18 protein-coding genes are annotated in these 19611 nt (G+C 61.0%); 7 read left to right on the top strand and 11 right to left on the bottom strand.

Annotation, left to right across the window (positions count from 1 at the left end; genetic code table 11):
* The 4 genes from lpoB to HU755_RS03670 form a co-directional block, all read right to left on the bottom strand.
* Positions 1–588: a penicillin-binding protein activator LpoB gene (lpoB, locus tag HU755_RS03685; RefSeq protein ID WP_186549634.1), complete on the bottom strand. Its 588-nt coding sequence runs from the start codon at positions 586–588 to the stop codon at positions 1–3.
* Between the two features lie 36 nt (positions 589–624).
* On the bottom strand, positions 625–996 hold the full coding sequence (locus HU755_RS03680; RefSeq protein ID WP_016772611.1) for a YcfL family protein: 372 nt from the start codon (positions 994–996) through the stop codon (positions 625–627).
* Positions 997–1012: 16 nt separating this feature from the next.
* A complete protein-coding gene (locus HU755_RS03675; protein ID WP_186630662.1) occupies positions 1013–2407 on the bottom strand; it encodes a COG3014 family protein in 1395 nt (464 codons plus the stop codon).
* Between the two features lie 208 nt (positions 2408–2615).
* Entirely contained in the window at positions 2616–4022 is a 1407-nt protein-coding gene (locus HU755_RS03670; RefSeq protein WP_186630661.1) for a COG3014 family protein, read from the bottom strand.
* 241 nt (positions 4023–4263) lie between these two features.
* Here HU755_RS03670 and HU755_RS03665 point away from each other — a divergent pair, with 241 nt between their 5' ends.
* Together HU755_RS03665 and HU755_RS03660 are read left to right on the top strand one after the other, a co-directional pair.
* A complete protein-coding gene (locus HU755_RS03665; protein WP_186630660.1) occupies positions 4264–6159 on the top strand; it encodes an FTR1 family protein in 1896 nt (631 codons plus the stop codon).
* 105 nt (positions 6160–6264) lie between these two features.
* Positions 6265–6720, top strand: coding sequence for a YaiI/YqxD family protein (locus HU755_RS03660; RefSeq protein ID WP_186630659.1), 456 nt, complete (start codon positions 6265–6267; stop codon positions 6718–6720).
* A 136-nt stretch (positions 6721–6856) separates the two neighbouring features.
* On the opposite strand, the gene elbB is transcribed toward HU755_RS03660, so the two are convergent.
* Positions 6857–7525, bottom strand: a complete 669-nt coding sequence (gene elbB / locus HU755_RS03655) for an isoprenoid biosynthesis glyoxalase ElbB (protein ID WP_186623321.1) — start codon at positions 7523–7525, stop codon at positions 6857–6859.
* A gap of 161 nt (positions 7526–7686) precedes the next feature.
* Positions 7687–8346 (bottom strand): DedA family protein, encoded by a 660-nt coding sequence (locus HU755_RS03650; protein WP_186630658.1) that lies wholly within the window; start codon positions 8344–8346, stop codon positions 7687–7689.
* A gap of 207 nt (positions 8347–8553) precedes the next feature.
* Between HU755_RS03650 and hemB the strand changes: the two genes are divergently transcribed.
* Together hemB and ppk1 are read left to right on the top strand one after the other, a co-directional pair.
* The gene (gene hemB / locus HU755_RS03645) at positions 8554–9567 is read left to right on the top strand and encodes a porphobilinogen synthase (RefSeq protein ID WP_186623317.1); all 1014 of its coding nucleotides are present in this window, start codon (positions 8554–8556) and stop codon (positions 9565–9567) included.
* A gap of 18 nt (positions 9568–9585) precedes the next feature.
* Positions 9586–11811 (top strand): polyphosphate kinase 1, encoded by a 2226-nt coding sequence (gene ppk1, locus HU755_RS03640; RefSeq protein ID WP_186549620.1) that lies wholly within the window; start codon positions 9586–9588, stop codon positions 11809–11811.
* Positions 11812–11984: 173 nt separating this feature from the next.
* Here the strand turns inward: ppk1 and ppx are convergent, their stop codons facing one another.
* The 5 genes from ppx to HU755_RS03615 all read right to left on the bottom strand — a co-directional run bounded on the left by ppx (position 11985) and on the right by HU755_RS03615 (position 16578).
* Positions 11985–13487 carry an exopolyphosphatase gene (ppx, locus tag HU755_RS03635; protein ID WP_186630657.1) on the bottom strand — a complete coding sequence of 501 codons (1503 nt, stop codon included), beginning with the start codon at positions 13485–13487 and terminating at the stop codon, positions 11985–11987.
* 244 nt (positions 13488–13731) lie between these two features.
* Positions 13732–14469: an amino acid ABC transporter ATP-binding protein gene (locus tag HU755_RS03630; RefSeq protein WP_186530872.1), complete on the bottom strand. Its 738-nt coding sequence runs from the start codon at positions 14467–14469 to the stop codon at positions 13732–13734.
* Positions 14456–15106 (bottom strand): amino acid ABC transporter permease, encoded by a 651-nt coding sequence (locus HU755_RS03625; RefSeq protein WP_016772621.1) that lies wholly within the window; start codon positions 15104–15106, stop codon positions 14456–14458. Before HU755_RS03625 ends, HU755_RS03630 begins: the two co-directional genes overlap by 14 nt.
* Positions 15103–15771, bottom strand: coding sequence for an amino acid ABC transporter permease (locus tag HU755_RS03620; RefSeq protein ID WP_042607088.1), 669 nt, complete (start codon positions 15769–15771; stop codon positions 15103–15105). The genes HU755_RS03625 and HU755_RS03620 overlap by 4 nt, the downstream gene beginning before the upstream one ends.
* A 21-nt stretch (positions 15772–15792) precedes the next feature.
* Positions 15793–16578, bottom strand: coding sequence for a transporter substrate-binding domain-containing protein (locus HU755_RS03615; protein WP_016772623.1), 786 nt, complete (start codon positions 16576–16578; stop codon positions 15793–15795).
* A gap of 256 nt (positions 16579–16834) precedes the next feature.
* Between HU755_RS03615 and HU755_RS03610 the strand changes: the two genes are divergently transcribed.
* The 3 genes from HU755_RS03610 (at position 16835) to rho (ending at position 19496) form a co-directional block, all read left to right on the top strand.
* Positions 16835–17539 (top strand): FadR/GntR family transcriptional regulator, encoded by a 705-nt coding sequence (locus HU755_RS03610; RefSeq protein ID WP_186549612.1) that lies wholly within the window; start codon positions 16835–16837, stop codon positions 17537–17539.
* Between the two features lie 120 nt (positions 17540–17659).
* Complete coding sequence (trxA, locus tag HU755_RS03605) at positions 17660–17989, top strand: thioredoxin TrxA (protein ID WP_003206727.1); 330 nt, start codon at positions 17660–17662, stop codon at positions 17987–17989.
* Positions 17990–18236: 247 nt separating this feature from the next.
* Positions 18237–19496, top strand: coding sequence for a transcription termination factor Rho (gene rho / locus HU755_RS03600; RefSeq protein WP_057712815.1), 1260 nt, complete (start codon positions 18237–18239; stop codon positions 19494–19496).
* Positions 19497–19611 lie beyond the last annotated feature (115 nt).

Below are 19611 nucleotides of genomic sequence, written 5' to 3'. Positions count from 1 at the left end.
TTAACGCTCCGTGGTTTTGCGAATCTCTTTTTCGTCCATCCACTCGGCCAGACCGCTTTCGACGTCGATCAGTTGCAGGCTGAATTTGTAGAAGACGTCCTTGTAGTCGCTGCTGCGCTTGACGATCGAGCTGATCGAGCCTTCGATGCGGTACTTGGCAGCAATCATGTTGCCGGTCTTGGCCACAGTGCTCTTCTTGTACAGGCCGCTCTGGTTCTGCAGCTTGAGCTGGTCGACCTGGCTCTGCATTGCCGTGTTGTCGCTGGCGAAGCGCGCCACGCCGGTCTTCATCAGTTGGGTCTTGATGCTGGTGGTGATTTCGCGGGTATCGATGTACTCGCTGGTCTTGTTCTTCACGTCGTAGACCTGAACCACCGGACGCCCCTGCAAAATGCCGGACTGGGCCAGCGAGCGGGTCATCGATTCGGCGATCATCTGCAGGTCGGTCGAACCGAATTCATTGGTCACGGTTTCCACCGCTTTGGTGTCGCCGTAGCTGATGTTTTTGCTGCCCAGAGTCGGCGAAGTATTGGCGCAACCGGAGGCCAGCAGGGCGATGACGGCGATGCAGGAAAAGCGTGCAAACATGGGAGTGCTCTCTAAATCAGAAAAAGGGTGACGGGCTTACGGCGTCTTGATTTCCAGACGGAAGTCCACGGCTTTCGGAGTCGGGGCGATGGCCTGAATGAAGCTGGTCTGGGCGCCGTACATCATTTGGCTTTTCCAGACTTCTTCTTCGGCCACCGGGAAACCCTCGGCGCCAAGCCAGGCGAAGCGGTAGTAGAAAATCTTGTTGCTGTTGAGGGTGTTGCTCAACTGCACGTTAACGGTCATGAAGCCGTTTTCACGGGCGACGCGCATGGCGCCGACAACGATGTGTTTCTGCGGGCCCATGGCCACGACCTTGCTCGCGGCGCTGCCCGGCTCCGGCGGTGGCGGGGTGGCGCAGCCTGCCAGCAAGGCGAGGGCGGCGACGGCGATGATCTTCAAGCGCATTGCAAAGACTCCGTTCTTAAGGTTGTTTGAGGCTGGCGACGTTGGTCGCGCCGGCACTCGGCATTACGTGCGCGGCGATGCCGCCGGCGAACACCTGATTACCCACGGCACGCAGGCTGACCACCTGATAACGCTGATCGACGGTGACCTTGACCACCGAGCCGCCGACGGCGCTCGGCAGGGTAACCTGATGCTCGCCCTTTTTCAGGCGCAGACGCACCACTTGGGTGTTGTCCGGCAGGGTGCGCCATGTACGGGTATCGGCACCTTCGAGCACCGCTGAAGAAATGCCCACGGCAAGACCGGCCAGCGGGTTGGTTTCGTTGATCTGTTTCTGCGCCACGCCCTTGGTGATCGCGCGCACGGTGGTGCGTACGATGATTCCCGGCATGTCATCGCGCAGGGCGCGGCGGGACATGGCAGTGGTGCTGTTGAGCGCGGTCAGGTCGACTTGCTTGCCGTCGACACCGATCTGCGCGAACGGCGCGGTGGAGGTGTCCGGTTTGATGATCGGGAACGACAGCGGGGTGATCACCACGTTGTTGGAAATCGGCAGAGGCAGCGGCACGCGGATCGAGTCGCGCGCCGGCGCCAGACCGCTCTGCACCACGATCAGGATGTCGCTGTCGTCAGACTTCACAGGCTTGTCGAGGTTGACCAGCGCCTGCTCGAGCAGCGGCGTGTTCGGGCGCAGCTCGGCGGCTTTGCGATAACCCGGCGCCGCCAGATCTCTTTCGCCCAAGGCTTCGTAAACGAAACCGGCCAGGTAATGACTGAATGCGCTCTGGTAGCTGTTCTTCAGACCGACCACTTCCGGGGCGTCGAGGCTGGCGACCGGATAACCCTGCAAATCCTTGTACTGGGTCTTGATGCCTTCTTTCTCGGCCTGTTCTTCGCTCTTGAGGTATTCCTTGTCGCGCAGGTCGGCGATCACCGCTTCACGTTCGTGAGTCTTCTTGATCGCGGTGCGGGCGCCATCGAAGTCGTTGACTGCCAGCAGGTTCAGGGCCATCTGCGTGGTCAGCATGACTTTTTCGTAGTCATAACCTTCGTAGCGACGCACCTTGTCGTTGACGATGAAGCTACCGAACTGCGCCAGATACTTGGCCGAGTCGAGCTTGACCGCGTCTTCCCACTGCCCGACCACCTGATCGGCGCTGCCCCAGGCGTTCTGGCTGCCGGACAGGTCGCCCTTGGCGCGCAGCAGCTCACCTTTCTCGAAGTAATAAAGCAGGTCTTTGTCGGTGCCGGTGTTGTTCTTTTCCAGCAGGGTCAGGGCGGCGTCGACATTGCCGGCCGCCAGTTGCTGGTTGGTCTGGGCCAACTCGGAATCGTAGTTGCGAAACGCCGAACAGCCAGACAGCAACGTGACCGCGCCGAGGGCGATCAAAGTGGGAGTGCGCAATGCCATGGAGGTACTTCTTCCCTGAGTAGCGATAACTACAGCCGCCTGTGCTGGTCGGGCTGGTGAGACCTATCGACGGCGGCGCTGGCCTCCTGCCAATTCCTCATGCGTGAGGAGCTTTGATGCCGGCTCGCTGGGCGAGGGCGCAGCATTATAAGCGCTGAGTGATGGCTATGTAATAGCTTTTTGGGTGCATTTTTCTGACGCTGTGCCATCACTTGTCCGCAGAAGCGGGTTTATCCGGTGCAGGTTTGTGATTCGGCACAAAGGCGGATCCAACGGTGTAGACCTCATCCCGGAATACCCGCAGGTGCAGAATCTGGCGATCCTGATCGACGCGTAATTCAAAAGGGTGGTCGATGGGTGCAGTCGCAAAACGGAAGGTATGCAGGCCTTTCTTCAGGCGCAGGCGGGCGACCAGTGTCTTGTCCGGCAGCGCTCGCCATGTGCGGGTGTCGGCTTCTTCGAACGGATCATGCTGAGTGACGATCAACGATGCTTTCGCCGGGTTGCGCTCGTTTTCCTGCGCTTGACCGATAGCGGCCATGTTGGCGCGGAACATCGCCCGCGAGATGATTTCCGGCATGTCGTCGCGCAGTGTGCGCATGGACATGTCGGTCACGCTGTTGATCACCACCAACGGCTGCTTGCGACCCTCTACGGTGATATGGCTGAAGCTGGGCGTGACCGCGTCCGGCACCATCACCGGGAATGAAATGGGCGCAATGATGACCAGCGTTTCGTTCAGACGAACCGGGATCGGCACCTGCACGGAGCTGCGGGCCGGGGCCAGGCCACTCTGGATAATCAGCAACACATCGCTTTCATCGGCTTTCGCTGGCGGTTTGTCGAGATTGCGCAGGGCCTTTTGCAGCAAGGGCATGTCTGGCCGCAGTTCGATCGCCTGGCGATAACCGGCCGCTGCCAGGGCGCGCTCGCCGAGGGCTTCGTAAGTGAAGCCGGCCAGATAGTGGCTGAACGCACTCTGGTAACCGTTTTTCAGCTCCACGACCTGCGGCGCTTCGAGCTGGGCGACCGGGTAACCCTCCAGGTCCTTGTAATGCAGGGTCTTGCCTTGGGCTTTGGCCTGTTCCTCGGCCGCTTCGTATTGCTGTTCACGCTGCCGGGCGATCAATGCTTCGCGTTCGTGGGTCTTCTTGATGTCTGCGCGGGCGCCGGCGAAGTCATTGACGGACAGCTGGTTCAAGGCCATCTGTGTGGTCAGCATGACCTTTTCGTAATCGTAGCCTTCGTAGCGCCGCAACTTGTCGTTGACCAGCATCGTGCCCATTTCATCGCCGAAGCGCGCCAGCAATTTCATCGCGCCGGACGGGTTGGCCTCCTCGCGCTGGAAGATCATCCGGTCGGCGTTGCGCCAGGCGTCCTGGCTGTCGGGCAGGACACTGCCAGCGCTGAGGATTGCGCCTTTTTCCAGGTAATACAGCAGATCCTTGTCTTCCCACGGGTTGTGCATTTCCACCAGTGCCAGAGCCCCGGTCAGATTGCCCCGGGTCATTTGCTCGGTGGTCTGCTGCATTTCAAGATCGTAGTTGCGGTAGGCGGCACAACCGCTCAACTGAATAGCCACGCAAAGCAGCAAAACGAACGGAAGACTCCGCATTAAGGTTGTTCCTTGCACGCAAATGCTCTGGGGCGGGCAGTATAAGGTGGGTGATGGCAAATGGCTGCGATCTTCATCCAAGGTCAATCGGCAGCGCGCCGTGCGGCAATACTCGGCGACAGACGTTGTTGCTGTCTGCCGGGAATGTCCTGCCTATCAAGGTGAAACGCCGACAAAGCTTGAGAGAAACGTCTGCGAAGTGAACAATATGTAACTTCGTATTTCCATTTGAGATTCTTTCATGACTGCCTCGTCCCGATTGCTGGCCTGGCTGCTGCTCCCGTTATTCGCCCTGAGCAGCTCGTCGCTGCTGGCCGATAGCGTGGACGGCGCGCCGCAAGCGCTGCACCTGCTGGATTACATCAGCGCCGACTATCCGCCGACCGTCGCGGCAGGCAAAGTCATCGACGACGGCGAATACCGCGAACAGCTGGAATTCACGCAGGTGCTGCAAGGCTTGATCACCGCGCTGCCGGCGAAACCGGAAAAAGTTGCGCTCGAGCAGGGCGTCGCGTCGTTGCACGCCGCTATCAGTGCGAAGCAGGAGGGCGCCGATGTCGCCCGTCAGGCTCGCCAGTTGGGGGCGAAACTGGCCGTGGCTTATGAAGTCAGTCAGGCACCGATCATCACGCCGGACCCGACGCGGGGTGCACCGCTGTATGCGCAGAACTGCTCGGTGTGTCACGGCGACACTGGCGCTGGCGACGGCCCGGCCGGGGTTGGCCTGACGCCCGCGCCAGCGAATCTGCGCGACGCTTCGCGGATGGATCACCTGAGCCTGTACGCGATTTACAGCACCCTTGGCCAGGGCGTCGAAGGCACCGACATGCCGGCGTTTGCCGATCAGCTCGATGATCGCCAGCGCTGGGATCTGGCCACCTACATCGCCGGCTTCAGTGCCGATGCGGCAGCCGCCAAGTCCGACAAGGTCTACAACATCGCCGATCTGGCGCGCCAGACGCCGGCCGAAGTGCAGGCTGTCGAGGGCGCACAGGTCGCCGCGACGTTCCGTGCCCAGCGCGCACAACCGCCGCAGGTTAAACGCGGCCCGGCGCAGTTGCTCGATTACACCGCCGCCACGCTCGACAAGAGCCTCGCGGCCTACCGCGCCGGTGAACATGATCAGGCCTATGACCTGTCGGTAGCGGCGTATCTGGAAGGTTTCGAACTGGTCGAAAGCTCGCTGGACAACGTCGATGCCAACGTACGCAAGGACACCGAAAAATCGCTGATGGCGTACCGGCAGTCGCTGCAGGACGGTCTGCCGGTCGAGCAAGCCGAACAGCGTCTGGACGCGGCCAAGGCGAAACTCAAGGAATCCGCCGGCCTGCTGGGCAGCGATGGGCTGAGCTGGTCGCTGAGCTACATTTCCGGGTTGCTGATTCTGCTGCGCGAAGGCCTGGAAGCGATTCTGGTGCTGGCGGCGATCCTCGCCTTCCTGCGTAACACCGGCCAGCAATCGGCGGTGCGCAGTGTCAATGTGGGTTGGGGGCTGGCGTTGCTGGCAGGTTTGGCTACCTGGGCGCTGGCGGCATACGTGATCGACGTCAGTGGTTCGCAACGTGAGTTGCTGGAGGGCGCGACGGCGCTGTTTGCCAGTGTCATGGTGCTGTGGCTTGGCGTGTGGATGCACGACCGTCGCCATGCCGCTGCCTGGCAGGATTACATCAAGAGCAGCCTGGTCGGTGGCGGCGGGCGTTTCGGCTTTGCGATCCTGGCGTTCTTCTCGGTCTATCGCGAGTTGTTCGAAGTAATCCTGTTCTACGAAACCCTGTGGCTGCAGGCCGGGCCTGCCGGGCACAACGCCGTGCTGGCCGGCGGCGCGACAGCTTTAGTCTTGTTGGTCGGTCTGGCCTGGGTGATCCTGCGCGGTTCGGCGAAACTGCCGCTGACGCTGTTCTTCAGCATCAACGCCGCGCTGCTGTGCGCGTTGTCGGTGGTGTTTGCCGGGCATGGCGTCAAAGCCTTGCAGGAAGCCGGGATCTTCGGCACTCGGCCGGTGGCATTCTTTGAGTTCGACTGGCTGGGGATTCATGCCGATGCGTATTCGCTGACCGCGCAGGCGGTGGCGATTCTGGCGATTGTTTTGTTGTATGGGCGTAGTTGGGTGGCGGAGAAGCGCCGAGTCGTCGCTTAAAGAAGCATTCGCTGGCGCTCACATTCGCGAGCAGGCTCGCTCCCACAGGGTCGGTGTGTATCCTGTGGGAGCGAGCCTGCTCGCGAATTTTCTGGAGGCAAGAACATGCGTGTATGGATCGATGCCGACGCCTGTCCGCGGGCGGCTAAGGATCTGGTGGTGAAGTTCGCCCTCAAACGCCGGTTCGAGGTGGTGCTGGTCGCGGGCCAGCCGCAGATCAAGCCGGGCCTGGCCATCGTCAAACTGATCGTGGTACCGAGTGGACCAGATGCGGCGGATGATTATCTGGTCGAGCACGCCGTACCGGGCGAGCTGGTGATTTGCAGCGATATTCCGCTCGCCGACCGGCTGGTGAAGAAGGGGGTGGCGGCGCTGGATCCGCGTGGCAAGGAGTTCGATGCGCAAAACATGGGCGAGCGTCTGGCGGTGCGTAATCTGTTCACCGATCTGAGAGAACAGGGCCAGATGAGCGGCGGTCCGGCGCCGTTTGGCGAGCGTGAGAAGCAGGCGTTTGCCAATGCGCTGGACCGGATTCTGACCCGGCTGACCCGCAAGCCCTGAGCCTTATACAAGACCTGTGGGAGCGGGCTTGCTCGCGAAAGCGGTGCGTCATCCAATCCGATATCGCCTGACACTACGCCTTCGCGAGCAAGCCCGCTCCCACAGGGTTCAGTATTCACTCAGTCGAAGGAAAACGTCAGGCGTCGTTTTCGTGTGTCAGTTCGAGCACGCGGTCGACCAGCTTGTTGATCCCGGACGCCGCTTCGCTGATGGTCTGCGCCAGCATATAAGCAGGTGTGGTGACCAGTTTGCGCGCCTTGTCTTCAACGATTTCGGTCACGGCGCAGTCTTCGTGGGTCGCGCCCATTTTGCTCATTGCGGCGGCAGTGTCGGCATCGTTGCCGATGGTGCAGGTCACGCCCGGTCCGTAGATTTTCGCCGCCAGTGCCGGTGAGATACAGATCAGCCCGACTGGTTTGCCGGCTTCGGCAAACGCCTCGGCCAAGGCCAGTACATCCGGTTGTACGGTGCAGCCGGCGCCTTCGACGGCGAAGTTCGACAGATTCTTTGCTGCACCGAAGCCGCCGGGCACGATCAACGCATCGAAGTCATCGACGTCGGCGTCGCGGATGTCCTTGACGTTGCCACGGGCAATGCGCGCCGACTCCACCAGCACGTTGCGCGATTCGGGCATTTCTTCACCGGTCAGGTGGTTGATCACATGCAGCTGCGCAACGTTCGGAGCGAAGCACTGCACCTGCGCGCCTCGCTGGTCCAGGCGCAGCAGGGTGATGACACTTTCGTGGATCTCGGCGCCGTCGTAGACGCCACTGCCGGACAGGATCACTGCAACTTTTTTGCTCATGGGCTTCTCTCCAGATTCATGGCGCTCAATGTCCACTATATTGCTGCGGGTTGCCAGAGCGGCAAGCGCCGGCCAACACCGGGACAGAGCGCTTTCTAAATGGATCGCAACGACGGCGGGGTGTTCATTATTTGCCGGCTGTCGGGCGCATGCGCCCGCAATCAGTCAGCCGGCGTCTTTGGTTCGGCAGGATCGGCCGACTCGGTCTCGCGCAATTGTTCAGCCTGGGCTGCTTTGGCGATTTGCTCGTCCTGATAGACCTGTCTGGCCAGGCGGGCATTCTTGAAGCGTCGACGCAGCCACAGGCCGAGGCCCAGCAACAGCAGGGCGCCCAGTACCCATAGCTCATACTTCTTGATGCTGCCGAGCATGCCTTCGAGTACCGCACCGAAGTGATATGCCGCCGCTGCCAGCGCCGTTGCCCAGATCGCCGCGCCGATGCCGTTGAGTAGCAAATAGCGTCCCGGCGGATACCCGGACAGGCCGATCGCCACCGGCATCACTGTGCGCAAGCCGTAGACGAAGCGGAAGCTCAACACCCAGATGTCCGGGTGCCGGCGGATATGCTCCAGCGCGCGGTCGCCCATCATTTGCCAGCGCGGTTTGCGCGCGAGCAATTTGCGCCCGTGCTTGCGCCCCATGAAGTACCACAGCTGATCGCCGGCATAGCTGCCGAAGAACGCCACGACCACCACCAGGTTGATGTCCATATAGCCACGGAACGCGAGAAAACCCGCGAGCACGAGGATGGTTTCGCCTTCGAAGAACGTGCCGAGAAACAGGGCAAAGTAGCCGAAGTCATGCAGAAATTGTTGGAGCATTGTCTGGGTGCTGGCGAAATGAACGCGCAGCCTAACCCTTCGGACACATTCAGGAAAGTATCGAAATGTGTCTCGACGTGAACAATTCCTGCACTGAGAATGGAATGCGGCTACCTGTCACAGCTCTCACACAACTGTCATCCGTTCGTCATAATGGCCGTCTATAACTGTCACGCTCGCCCGTTTGCGCGGGCTCAGGAGTCTGCCGTGAGCTTTACCCCCGCCAATCGTCTGTTCCCTGCCACTCGCCTGCGCCGCAATCGCCGTGATGATTTTTCGCGGCGGCTGGTGCGGGAAAACGTGCTGACGGTCGATGATCTGATCCTGCCGGTATTTGTGCTCGACGGTGAAAACCGCCGCGAAGCCGTGGCGTCGATGCCGGGTGTGGAGCGTTTGACCATCGATCTGCTGCTGGAAGAAGCCGCCCAATGGGTCGAGCTGGGCATTCCGGCGCTGGCGCTGTTCCCGGTCACACCGCCGCAACTGAAATCCCTCGACGCCGCCGAAGCCTGGAATCCCGACGGCATCGCCCAGCGCGCCACCCGCGCGTTGCGTGAGCGCTTCCCGGAACTGGGCGTGATCACCGACGTGGCGCTCGATCCATTTACCACCCACGGTCAGGACGGCATTCTCGACGCCGACGGCTACGTGCAGAACGACATCACCGTTGACGCACTGGTGCGCCAGGCGTTGTCCCACGCCGACGCCGGCGCGCAGGTCGTCGCGCCGTCGGACATGATGGACGGTCGCATCCAGGCCATTCGTGAAGCGCTGGAAGTCGCCGGCCACGTCAACGTGCGGATCATGGCCTACTCGGCGAAGTACGCCAGCGCCTATTACGGCCCGTTCCGCGACGCCGTGGGTTCGGCGTCGAACCTCGGCAAAGCGAACAAGGCCTCTTATCAGATGGACCCGGCCAACAGCGACGAAGCGCTGCACGAAGTCGGCGCGGACTTGTCTGAAGGCGCGGACATGGTCATGGTCAAACCGGGCATGCCGTACCTGGACATTCTTTTTCGGGTCAAAGATGCCTTCAAGGTGCCGACCTTCGTCTATCAGGTCAGTGGCGAATACGCCATGCACATGGCAGCGATCCAGAATGGCTGGTTGAGCGAAGCGGTGATTCTCGAATCATTGACCGCCTTTAAACGTGCCGGTGCAGATGGCATCCTGACTTACTTTGCCGTTCGTGCCGCTCAATTGTTACGAGAGCAGAAATAGCCCTCCCAGGAACATTCCATGAATACCGAAGGACTCACTGAAGTTGCCGTAAAAGAAGCTCAGCCGGTGGTCGAGCAAGTCACCGAAACCCCGCCGGAACTGGAGCCAGCGCCACCCGCGCCGGCGGCCGAACCGGTTGCGGCGGTGCCGGCGATCGCCATTCCCGGTCTGGATGACAGCAGCCTGTACATCCATCGCGAGCTTTCGCAATTGCAGTTCAACATCCGCGTGCTGGAACAGGCGCTGGACGAGTCCTATCCGTTACTGGAGCGACTGAAGTTCCTGCTGATCTTCTCCAGCAACCTCGACGAATTCTTCGAGATCCGCGTCGCCGGGCTGAAAAAGCAGATCACCTTCGCCCGTGAGCAGGCCGGCGCTGATGGTCTGCAGCCGCATCAGGCGCTGGCGCGGATCAGCGATCTGGTCCACGGCCATGTGGACCGCCAATACGCGATCCTCAACGACATCCTCCTGCCAGAGCTGGAAAAGCATCAGGTGCGCTTCATCCGTCGGCGCAACTGGACGACCAAGCTCAAAACCTGGGTGCGCCGCTACTTCCGCGACGAGATTGCGCCGATCATCACCCCGATCGGTCTCGACCCTACGCACCCGTTTCCGTTGTTGGTGAACAAGAGCCTTAACTTCATCGTCGAGCTCGAAGGTATCGACGCCTTCGGTCGCGATTCCGGTCTGGCGATTATTCCGGCCCCGCGCCTGCTGCCGCGGATCATCAAGGTACCGGAAGAAGTCGGCGGCCCCGGCGACAACTATGTATTCCTCTCGTCGATGATCCACGCCCATGCCGACGACCTGTTCCAGGGCATGAAGGTAAAAGGTTGCTACCAGTTCCGTCTGACTCGAAACGCCGACCTGGCGCTCGACTCCGAAGACGTCGAAGACCTGGCCCGCGCGCTGCGTGGTGAACTGTTCTCGCGGCGTTACGGTGATGCAGTGCGGCTGGAAGTCGCCGACACCTGCCCGAAACACCTGTCGGACTACCTGCTCAAGCAGTTCAACCTGAGCGAGACCGAGCTGTACCAGGTCAATGGCCCGGTCAACCTGACGCGTCTGTTCAGCATCACCGGCCTGGACAGCCATCCGGAGCTGCAATACACGCCGTTCACCCCGCAGATCCCGAAACTGCTGCAGAACAGCGAAAACATTTTCAGCGTGGTCAGCAAGCAGGACATTCTCTTGCTGCACCCGTTCGAGTCGTTCACGCCAGTAGTCGACCTGCTGCGTCAGGCGGCGAAAGATCCGCATGTGCTCGCCGTACGGCAAACGCTGTACCGTTCCGGGGCCAACTCCGAGATCGTCGATGCGCTGGTGGATGCCGCGCGTAACGGCAAGGAAGTCACGGCGGTCATCGAGTTGCGTGCGCGTTTCGACGAAGAGTCCAACCTGCAATTGGCCAGCCGTCTGCAAGCAGCCGGTGCGGTGGTGATCTACGGCGTGGTCGGTTTCAAGACCCACGCCAAGATGATGCTGATCCTGCGTCGTGAGGCCGGTGAGATTGTCCGCTACGCGCACCTCGGCACCGGTAACTATCACGCCGGTAACGCCAAGCTGTACACCGATTACAGCCTGCTGACCTCCGACGACGCCTTGTGCGAAGACGTTGGCAAACTGTTCAGCCAGTTGATTGGCATGGGCAAGACGCTGCGCATGAAAAAGCTGCTGCATGCGCCGTTCACCCTGAAGAAGGGCATGCTCGACATGATTGCCCGCGAAACCCAGTTCGCCGTTGAAGGCAAACCGGCGCACATCATCGCCAAGTTCAACTCGCTGACCGATCCGAAGATCATCCGCGCGCTGTACAAGGCCAGCCAGTCGGGCGTGCGTATCGATCTGGTGGTGCGCGGCATGTGCTGCCTGCGTCCGGGCATCGCCGGGGTCTCGCACAACATTCACGTGCGCTCGATCATCGGCCGCTTCCTGGAACACACCCGAGTGTTCTACTTCCTCAACGGCGGCGAGGAGCAGATGTTCCTCTCCAGCGCCGACTGGATGGAGCGCAACCTCGACAAGCGTGTCGAGACGTGCTTCCCGGTCGAGGGCAAGAAGCTGCTGACCCGGGTCAAGAAAGAGCTGGAGCTGTACCTGACCGACAACACCCACAGCTGGAGCTTGCAGTCGGATGGCCGCTACATCCGCAACACGCCAACCGGCAACCAGAACCCGCGCAGTGCGCAGGCGACGTTGCTGGAGCGGTTGGGCAGTCCGATATTGCCGGTGAGCAGCTGACCGTCAGCGCACTAAAAAAGGCGATCCCTCGGGATCGCCTTTTTTGTGCCTGCACTGATTCAACCTGTGGCGAGGGGATTTATCCCCGTTGGCCTGCGCAGCAGGCCCGGTTTGATCAAAGAAAGGGTCGCTCCGCGCCCCAACGGGGATAAATCCCCTCGCCACAATCAGTGTCAGTGAACCGTGAGGACGATGCCGACCCGCGTCAGCCAATCTGCCTCGAGGCCGAAATCCGCCTGGGTCAGTTGGTTTTCTTCCAGCCAGTTCTCCGGGAATTCCACTTCCAGCCTGTCGCCATTGGCGTGCAGCACCACCTGCGGCATCGCCTGAGTACCACGAATGTGGTGGAACAGGATGGCAAAGCGTAGCAGCACGCACAGGCGGATCAGCTTGATGCCGTCGTCGCCGAATTCGGCAAACTTGTCTTTGGGAATGTTGCGTCGGTGGCCGCGCACCAGCAGGGCGAGCATTTGCTGGTCTTCGCGGGAGAAGCCGGCGAGGTCCGAGTGCTCAATCAGGTAGGCGCCGTGCTTGTGGTAGTGGTAGTGGGCGATGTCGAGGCCGACTTCGTGCACTTTCGCCGCCCAGCCCAGCAGTTCGCGCCAGATGCCGTCGTCCAGCTCCCAATCCACCGCGACCTGGTCGAACGCATGCAGGGCTTTGCGTTCCACCCGCGCGGCTTGTTCCAGGTCGACGTGGTAACGCTCCATCAGCGAGGTCAGGGTGCGTTCGCGCACGTCTTCGTGATGATGGCGGCCGAGCAGGTCGTACAGCACGCCTTCACGCAGGGCGCCGTCGCAGTGGTCCATGCGTTGCAGTTCGAGGGCGTCGAAAATCGCTTCGAGAATCGCCAGGCCCGCCGGGAAAATGGTCCGGCGGTCAGGCTTGATGCCTTCGAAGTCGATCTTGTCGACGTCGCCCAGTTTGAACAGCCGGCGCTTGAGCCAGGCCAGGCCTTCGGCATTGACTTCGCCTGTGCCGTGTCCGCCGGCCTTCAACGCCAGGCCGATGGCGCGAATGGTGCCCGAGGAGCCGATGGCTTCATCCCAGGTCAGGCGGTGCAGGGCGTGCTCGATGCTCATGATCTCCAGCCGCGCCGCCGTATAGGCCTGGGCGTAGCGCGCGGGGGTGATCTTGCCGTCCTTGAAGTAGCGCTGGGTAAAGCTCACGCAACCCATTTGCAGGCTTTCACGCAGCAACGGCTCGAAACGCTGGCCGATAATGAACTCGGTACTGCCGCCGCCGATATCGGCCACCAGGCGTTTGCCGGGGGTGTCGGCGAGGGTGTGCGACACGCCGAGGTAAATCAGTCGCGCTTCTTCACGACCGGAAATGACTTCCACCGGATGGCCGAGGATTTCTTCGGCACGGCGGATGAATTCGCCGCGGTTGCGCGCTTCGCGCAGGGCGTTAGTGCCGACAATGCGCACGGCGCCGAGCGGCATACCGTTGATCAGTTGGGCAAAACGCTTGAGGCAATCGAGGCCGCGCTGCATCGATTCTTCGTTGAGCTGGCGCGCGTCGTCGATGCCCGCGGCCAGTTGCACCTTTTCGCCGAGGCGCTCAAGAATGCGGATTTCGCCGTTCTGGGCCTTGGCCACGACCATGTGAAAGCTGTTGGAGCCCAGGTCGATTGCGGCGATCAGGGACAGATTCTTGGCTTGGGATTGCGGCATGGTCAGGGGGTCTCGGTCGATAACCCCGCCATCGTGCCACGATCAAACGCTGGCGCCAACGCACACGGTTCAAACCGTTGATCCTGCGCAGCAAGCTTGACACCGCAGCGCGGCCATTCGCGAGCAGGCTCGTTCCCACATGGCAATGCGTACTGCTTGGGGTTTGCTTTGATCCCATTGGAATGCATTCCAATGTGGGAGCGAGCCTGCTCGCGAAGGCGCCCGCCTCGACACCGGAGAGTTTTCAGGCTGTCGCTTCCACTGTGCCAATAAAGTTCGCCAGCTCGGCCGTCTGCGGATTGGCAAACAGCACCTTCGGATCCCCCACCTCATGCACCTTGCCGTGGTGCATGAACACCAGTTTGTCGCCTACTTCCCGGGCAAAGCGCATTTCGTGGGTGACCATGATCAAGGTCATGCCTTCCTTCGCCAGTTGCCGCACCACGCTGAGCACTTCGTTGACCAGTTCCGGGTCGAGCGCCGAGGTGATTTCATCGCATAACAGGACTTTCGGCGACATCGCCAACGCCCGGGCGATTGCCACGCGCTGCTGCTGACCGCCAGACAACCGGTCCGGAAAGGCATCGAATTTTTCCCCCAGACCGACACGTTCAAGCATCTCGCGCGCCAATTGCGCGGCCTTGGCCTTCGGCACTTTCTGCACCACTTGCGGCGCCAGCATGACGTTCTCGCCCACGGTCAGGTGTGGGAACAGGTTGAACTGCTGGAACACCATGCCGACTTTCTGCCGCAGGCTGCGCAGATCGGCACGGGCGGCGTCGAGGTATTCGCCGTCGACTTCGATCACGCCGTCGTTGATCGACTCCAGACCATTGAGGGTGCGTAGCAACGTGGACTTGCCCGAGCCGCTGCGGCCGATGATTGCCACGACCTGGCCTTCCTCGACGCTGAGGTCGATGCCTTTGAGCACGTGATGATCGCCGTAGTATTTATGCAGGGCGGAAATTCTAAGCAGAGGCATGCAGTCTCCTTTCCAGGTAGCGCGCACTGAGGGACAGGGGGTAGCAGAGCAGGAAGTAGCCGAGGGCGACGAGGCCGTAGACCATGAACGGTTCGAACGTGGCGTTGGCGAGCATGCCGCCGGTCTTGGTCAGCTCGGTGAAACCGATAATCGACGTCACCGCCGTGCCTTTGACCACTTGCACCGAGAAGCCCACGGTTGGCGCCACAGCGATGCGCAGCGCCTGCGGCAGGATCACGTAGCGCAGTTGCTCAAGCGGATTGAGCGCCAGGCTCGAGGAGGCTTCCCACTGGCCGTGGGGAATGGCCTCGACGCAACCGCGCCAGATCTCCGCCAGATAGGCGCTGGTGAACAGGGTCAGGGCGATCGCCGCGGCCATCCACGGCGAAATCTCGATCCCGGCCAGGGCTACGCCGAAGAACACCAGAAACAGTTGCATCAATAATGGCGTGCCCTGGAACAGCTCGATCCAGGTGCGGGCGATGCTGCTCGGCAAGGTGTTTTTCGAGATGCGCATCACCAGAATCAGCAGCCCGACGAGGCCGCCACCAATGAACGCCACCAGCGACAGCGCCAGCGTCCATTGCAGGCCGGTGAGCAGGTTGCGCAGGATGTCCCAGAAAGTGAAGTCGCTCATTGGCTGCTCCTGGCGATGAACCGGCGACCGAACCAGTTGAGCAATTGGCGGATCAGCAGCGCCATGCACAGGTAGATCAGCGTGGTCAGCGCATAGGTCTCAAAGGCGCGGAAGTTGCGCGACTGAATGAAGTTCGCGGCGAAGCTCAGTTCTTCCGTGGCGATCTGCGAGCACACCGCCGAACCGAGCATGACGATGATGATCTGGCTGCTCAGCGCCGGCCAGACCTTGCCCAGCGCCGGCAGCAGCACCACGTGGCGGAACGCTTCGAAGCGCGTCATGGCCAAGGCTGCGGCGGCCTCCAGTTGCCCACGGGGGATCGCCTGGATGCCGGCACGAATGATCTCGGTCGAATAGGCGCCGAGGTTGATCACCATTGCCAGCACCGCCGCCTGCCACTCGGAGATTTGCACGCCGAGCGACGGCAGACCGAAGAAGATGAAAAACAACTGCACCAGAAACGGCGTGTTGCGGATCAACTCGACGTATACGCCGAAAATCGCCGAGAACGGGCGGATATGCCAAGCCCGCACCAGCGCCCCGACAATGCCCACGCCCACCCCGAGCAACGCGCCGATGGCGGTCAGCTCAAGGGTGAACAGTGCGCCACGCAGCAGCAGGTCGGTGTTTTCCACCACCGGCAGGAAATCGAACTGATAAGCCATGAAGGTCTCCCGCGCAGTCGATCAGAGATCGGCCGGCAGCGGCTCTTTCAGCCAGGTCTGCGAGTTCTTTTCCAGTGCGCCGTCAGCCTTGGCGGTGTTGAGGATGTCGTTGACCTTGGCCAGCAGCGCCGCTTCGTTCTTGTTCACACCGACGTAGACCGGCGAATCCTTGAGCTTCACTTTCAGCGCTGGCACGCGCTTCGGGTTCTTCTCGCTGATGGCGACCATCACCACGTTGCCGCTGGCGATCAGATCGACTTGGCCGGCGAGGTAGGCGGCAATGGTCGAGTTGTTGTCCTCGAAGCGTTTGATGGTCACGCCTTCGGGGGCGACTTTGCTCAGTTCGATGTCTTCAATGGCGCCACGGGTGACGCTGATGGTTTTGCCTTTGAGATCGTCGAGGCTGGTGATCGCAGCGTCTGGCGGGCCGAACACAGCGAGGTAGAACGGCGCGTAGGCGCGGGAGAAATCGATGACTTTCTCGCGCTCGGCGTTTTTGCCGAGGCTGGAGATCACCAGATCGACCTTGCCGGTGGTGAGGAACGGGATGCGGTTGGTGCTGTTGACCGGGGTCAGCTCCAGTTTGACCTTGAGCTGGTCAGCGAGCAGTTTCGCCGTGTCGATGTCCAGTCCGCGCGGCTTCATGTCCGGGCCGACCGAGCCGAACGGCGGGAAATCCTGAGGCACGGCAACTTTCAGCGTGCCGCGTTTGACCACGTCGTCCAGACCGTCGGCATGAGCGGGAGCCTGGCACAGCAGCAGGCCGGCAAACAGGGAAGCGAGGAGGGCGCTGTAACGCTGGGTCATGGACAATCTCCGGATCGGCGGGAAGTGGTTTCTGCGATCGGACAGAGCATGGGCCGTGCCAACGCGTGGCATTCGCCTGCGCAAGCCGCGGTATCAGCGGCTTCGTTCGGTCTTACTGGTCTGAACAGTCAGGTCGCATTTCGCACTGCGATGGCGCATCGACGGTGCGCGCCGAACCCCGCTGGGGCACGACTTGCCGGACTCGGCGAATAGCTTTACAACTAGCCGCACCTTGGCCCTGACGCGTCCGCAAACCATGAATTCGATCTCCCGCGCCGTACCCGAAGTGGCGCTGCAAGCGATCCGCAAACTGATCACCGAACAGGGCTTCGGCGCTGGCGCTGCCTTGCCTTCGCAACGGGATCTGGCGCTGCAACTGGGCGTCAGCCGGGCATCGCTGCGTGAGGCGTTGTCGTCGCTGAGCGCGTTGGGCGTGGTCAGTATTCAACCGGGCAAGGGCGTGTTTGTGCAGTCGCCGGTGGAGCTGCCGCGCGGCGAAGCGCCGGGCTGGCCGTTCGCGGAGCAGGCCTCGCCGCTGGACATCTTCCAGCTGCGCTACGCGCTGGAGGGCTTTGCCGCAGGGCTAGCAGCGACCACGTTGAGCACGTTTGATCTGGATGCGCTGGAAGACAACGTCGCGGCGATGCGCGAGCAATTGCGCGGCGGCGACTTCGAAGCGGCGGCGAAACTCGACTTCGAATTCCATCGGCGCATCCTGCTGGCCAGTGGTAATCAGGCGATGCTGAGCATCCTCACCGCCAGCGCCGAAATCTTTCTCGAAAGCCAGAAACTGCCGTTCATCCGCGCCGAGCGCGCCATGGAAACCTGGCAGGAACACCGCAAGATCCTCCGCGCTCTGGCCCGCCGTGCGTCGGCGGCTGCGCAAAAAGCCATGCAGGAACACGTGCGCAATGCGGCCCTGCGTACCGGAATCGCCTTCATCGCTCCCGTCGCCGGGTGATTTGAGCTATACCGAAACTCATCAGGGGCCATAGCAACACTCAATCATCTGCGACTTCCTGAACAAGGGAAGGGCGGCTATGATGGGCCACGTTTTTTTGCTTACAACCTGGAGAATTCCATGAGCAGCGATCTGATCAAACACGTTAGCGACGCTAGCTTCGAAGCCGACGTACTCAAGGCCGAAGGCGCTGTCCTGGTCGACTACTGGGCTGAATGGTGCGGCCCTTGCAAAATGATCGCACCGGTTCTGGACGAGATTGCCGAGACCTACAAAGGCAAGCTGACCGTCGCCAAACTGAACATCGACGAAAACCAGGAAACCCCGGCCAAGCATGGCGTGCGCGGTATCCCGACGCTGATGCTGTTCAAGAACGGCAACGTTGAAGCGACCAAGGTCGGCGCCCTGTCGAAGTCGCAACTGGCGGCTTTCCTCGACGCCAACATCTAAGCGTCGCAGTAAAACGCTGAACAAAAGCCCCGCAATTCGCGGGGCTTTTTGCGTATTCAGGGCTAGACGCTCCGAAACTCAGGTGGTACATTCGGCCCCGCACTGGTTTCTCCACTGCCCCCTGCTAGCCGTCGCCGACGCACTCCTTTTCGAATTAGTTCGCGATCCTGTCGCCTTCTCCGCGGCGCGGCCTCATTAAGCCAAAAGCTTAATTTCCCCCCTCCATAAATGATTACGTCATTCCTATATGAATCTGACTGAACTCAAGCAAAAGCCGATTACCGAACTGCTCGAATTGGCCGAACAGATGGGCATAGAAAATATGGCCCGTTCGCGCAAGCAGGACGTGATTTTCTCCCTGCTGAAAAAGCACGCCAAGAGCGGCGAGGAAATCTCCGGTGATGGCGTGCTGGAGATTCTCCAGGACGGCTTCGGCTTCCTGCGCTCCGCAGACGCTTCCTACCTGGCCGGCCCTGACGATATCTACGTCTCGCCAAGCCAGATCCGCCGCTTCAACTTGCGCACCGGTGACACCATCGTTGGCAAGATTCGCCCTCCGAAGGAAGGTGAGCGGTATTTCGCCCTGCTCAAGGTCGACACGATCAACTTCGATCGTCCGGAGAACGCGAAGAACAAGATTCTCTTCGAGAACCTGACGCCGCTGTTCCCGACCGTGCGCATGAAGATGGAAGCCGGTAACGGTTCCACCGAAGACTTGACCGGCCGTGTGATCGACCTGTGCGCGCCGATCGGCAAAGGCCAGCGTGGCCTGATCGTGGCGCCGCCGAAAGCCGGCAAGACGATCATGCTGCAGAACATCGCCGCGAACATCGCCCGTAACAACCCTGAAGTTCATCTGATCGTGCTGTTGATCGACGAGCGTCCGGAAGAAGTGACCGAAATGCAGCGCACCGTGCGCGGCGAAGTGGTCGCCTCGACGTTCGACGAGCCGCCGACCCGTCACGTGCAAGTGGCTGAAATGGTCATCGAGAAGGCCAAGCGCCTGGTCGAACACAAGAAAGACGTGGTGATCCTGCTCGACTCCATCACCCGTCTGGCCCGTGCCTACAACACCGTGATCCCGAGCTCCGGCAAGGTCCTGACCGGTGGTGTCGATGCCCACGCCCTGGAGAAGCCGAAGCGTTTCTTCGGTGCGGCGCGCAACATCGAAGAAGGCGGCTCGCTGACCATTATCGCCACCGCGCTGGTTGAAACCGGCTCGAAGATGGACGAAGTGATCTACGAAGAGTTCAAGGGTACCGGCAACATGGAGCTGCCTCTGGATCGCAGGATCGCCGAGAAACGTGTGTTCCCGGCCATCAACATCAACCGTTCCGGCACTCGCCGCGAAGAGTTGCTGACCGCCGATGACGAGCTGCAGCGCATGTGGATTCTGCGCAAGCTGCTGCACCCGATGGACGAAATCGCCGCCATCGAGTTCCTGGTCGACAAGCTGAAAACGACCAAGACCAACGACGAGTTCTTCTTGTCGATGAAGCGCAAGTAACAGCAAGTCGTTGAAAAAGGCGTCCCGCGAGGGGCGCTTTTTTTTGCCTGCGATTTTATTTGTATCTGGATTGAAGCTTGTGCGGCTGCTAACTTCGCGCCTTCAAGGGACTCTG

Origin of the sequence: Pseudomonas sp. SWRI111 (assembly GCF_014268555.1) — a bacterium.
GTDB lineage: Bacteria > Pseudomonadota > Gammaproteobacteria > Pseudomonadales > Pseudomonadaceae > Aquipseudomonas > Aquipseudomonas hamedanensis.
This window is presented reverse-complemented; position numbering and strand designations above follow the sequence as displayed.

What these genes read in the sequence shown, in the direction of transcription:
- lpoB (WP_186549634.1), bottom strand. Translation starts at nt 588, where the DNA reads ATGTTTGCACGCTTTTCCTGCATCGCCGTCATCGCCCTGCTGGCCTCC.
- HU755_RS03680 (WP_016772611.1), bottom strand. Translation starts at nt 996, where the DNA reads ATGCGCTTGAAGATCATCGCCGTCGCCGCCCTCGCCTTGCTGGCAGGC.
- HU755_RS03675 (WP_186630662.1), bottom strand. Translation starts at nt 2,407, where the DNA reads ATGGCATTGCGCACTCCCACTTTGATCGCCCTCGGCGCGGTCACGTTG.
- HU755_RS03670 (WP_186630661.1), bottom strand. Translation starts at nt 4,022, where the DNA reads ATGCGGAGTCTTCCGTTCGTTTTGCTGCTTTGCGTGGCTATTCAGTTG.
- HU755_RS03665 (WP_186630660.1), top strand. Translation starts at nt 4,264, where the DNA reads ATGACTGCCTCGTCCCGATTGCTGGCCTGGCTGCTGCTCCCGTTATTC.
- HU755_RS03660 (WP_186630659.1), top strand. Translation starts at nt 6,265, where the DNA reads ATGCGTGTATGGATCGATGCCGACGCCTGTCCGCGGGCGGCTAAGGAT.
- elbB (WP_186623321.1), bottom strand. Translation starts at nt 7,525, where the DNA reads ATGAGCAAAAAAGTTGCAGTGATCCTGTCCGGCAGTGGCGTCTACGAC.
- HU755_RS03650 (WP_186630658.1), bottom strand. Translation starts at nt 8,346, where the DNA reads ATGCTCCAACAATTTCTGCATGACTTCGGCTACTTTGCCCTGTTTCTC.
- ppk1 (WP_186549620.1), top strand. Translation starts at nt 9,586, where the DNA reads ATGAATACCGAAGGACTCACTGAAGTTGCCGTAAAAGAAGCTCAGCCG.
- ppx (WP_186630657.1), bottom strand. Translation starts at nt 13,487, where the DNA reads ATGCCGCAATCCCAAGCCAAGAATCTGTCCCTGATCGCCGCAATCGAC.
- HU755_RS03630 (WP_186530872.1), bottom strand. Translation starts at nt 14,469, where the DNA reads ATGCCTCTGCTTAGAATTTCCGCCCTGCATAAATACTACGGCGATCAT.
- HU755_RS03625 (WP_016772621.1), bottom strand. Translation starts at nt 15,106, where the DNA reads ATGAGCGACTTCACTTTCTGGGACATCCTGCGCAACCTGCTCACCGGC.
- HU755_RS03620 (WP_042607088.1), bottom strand. Translation starts at nt 15,771, where the DNA reads ATGGCTTATCAGTTCGATTTCCTGCCGGTGGTGGAAAACACCGACCTG.
- HU755_RS03615 (WP_016772623.1), bottom strand. Translation starts at nt 16,578, where the DNA reads ATGACCCAGCGTTACAGCGCCCTCCTCGCTTCCCTGTTTGCCGGCCTG.
- HU755_RS03610 (WP_186549612.1), top strand. Translation starts at nt 16,835, where the DNA reads ATGAATTCGATCTCCCGCGCCGTACCCGAAGTGGCGCTGCAAGCGATC.
- trxA (WP_003206727.1), top strand. Translation starts at nt 17,660, where the DNA reads ATGAGCAGCGATCTGATCAAACACGTTAGCGACGCTAGCTTCGAAGCC.
- rho (WP_057712815.1), top strand. Translation starts at nt 18,237, where the DNA reads ATGAATCTGACTGAACTCAAGCAAAAGCCGATTACCGAACTGCTCGAA.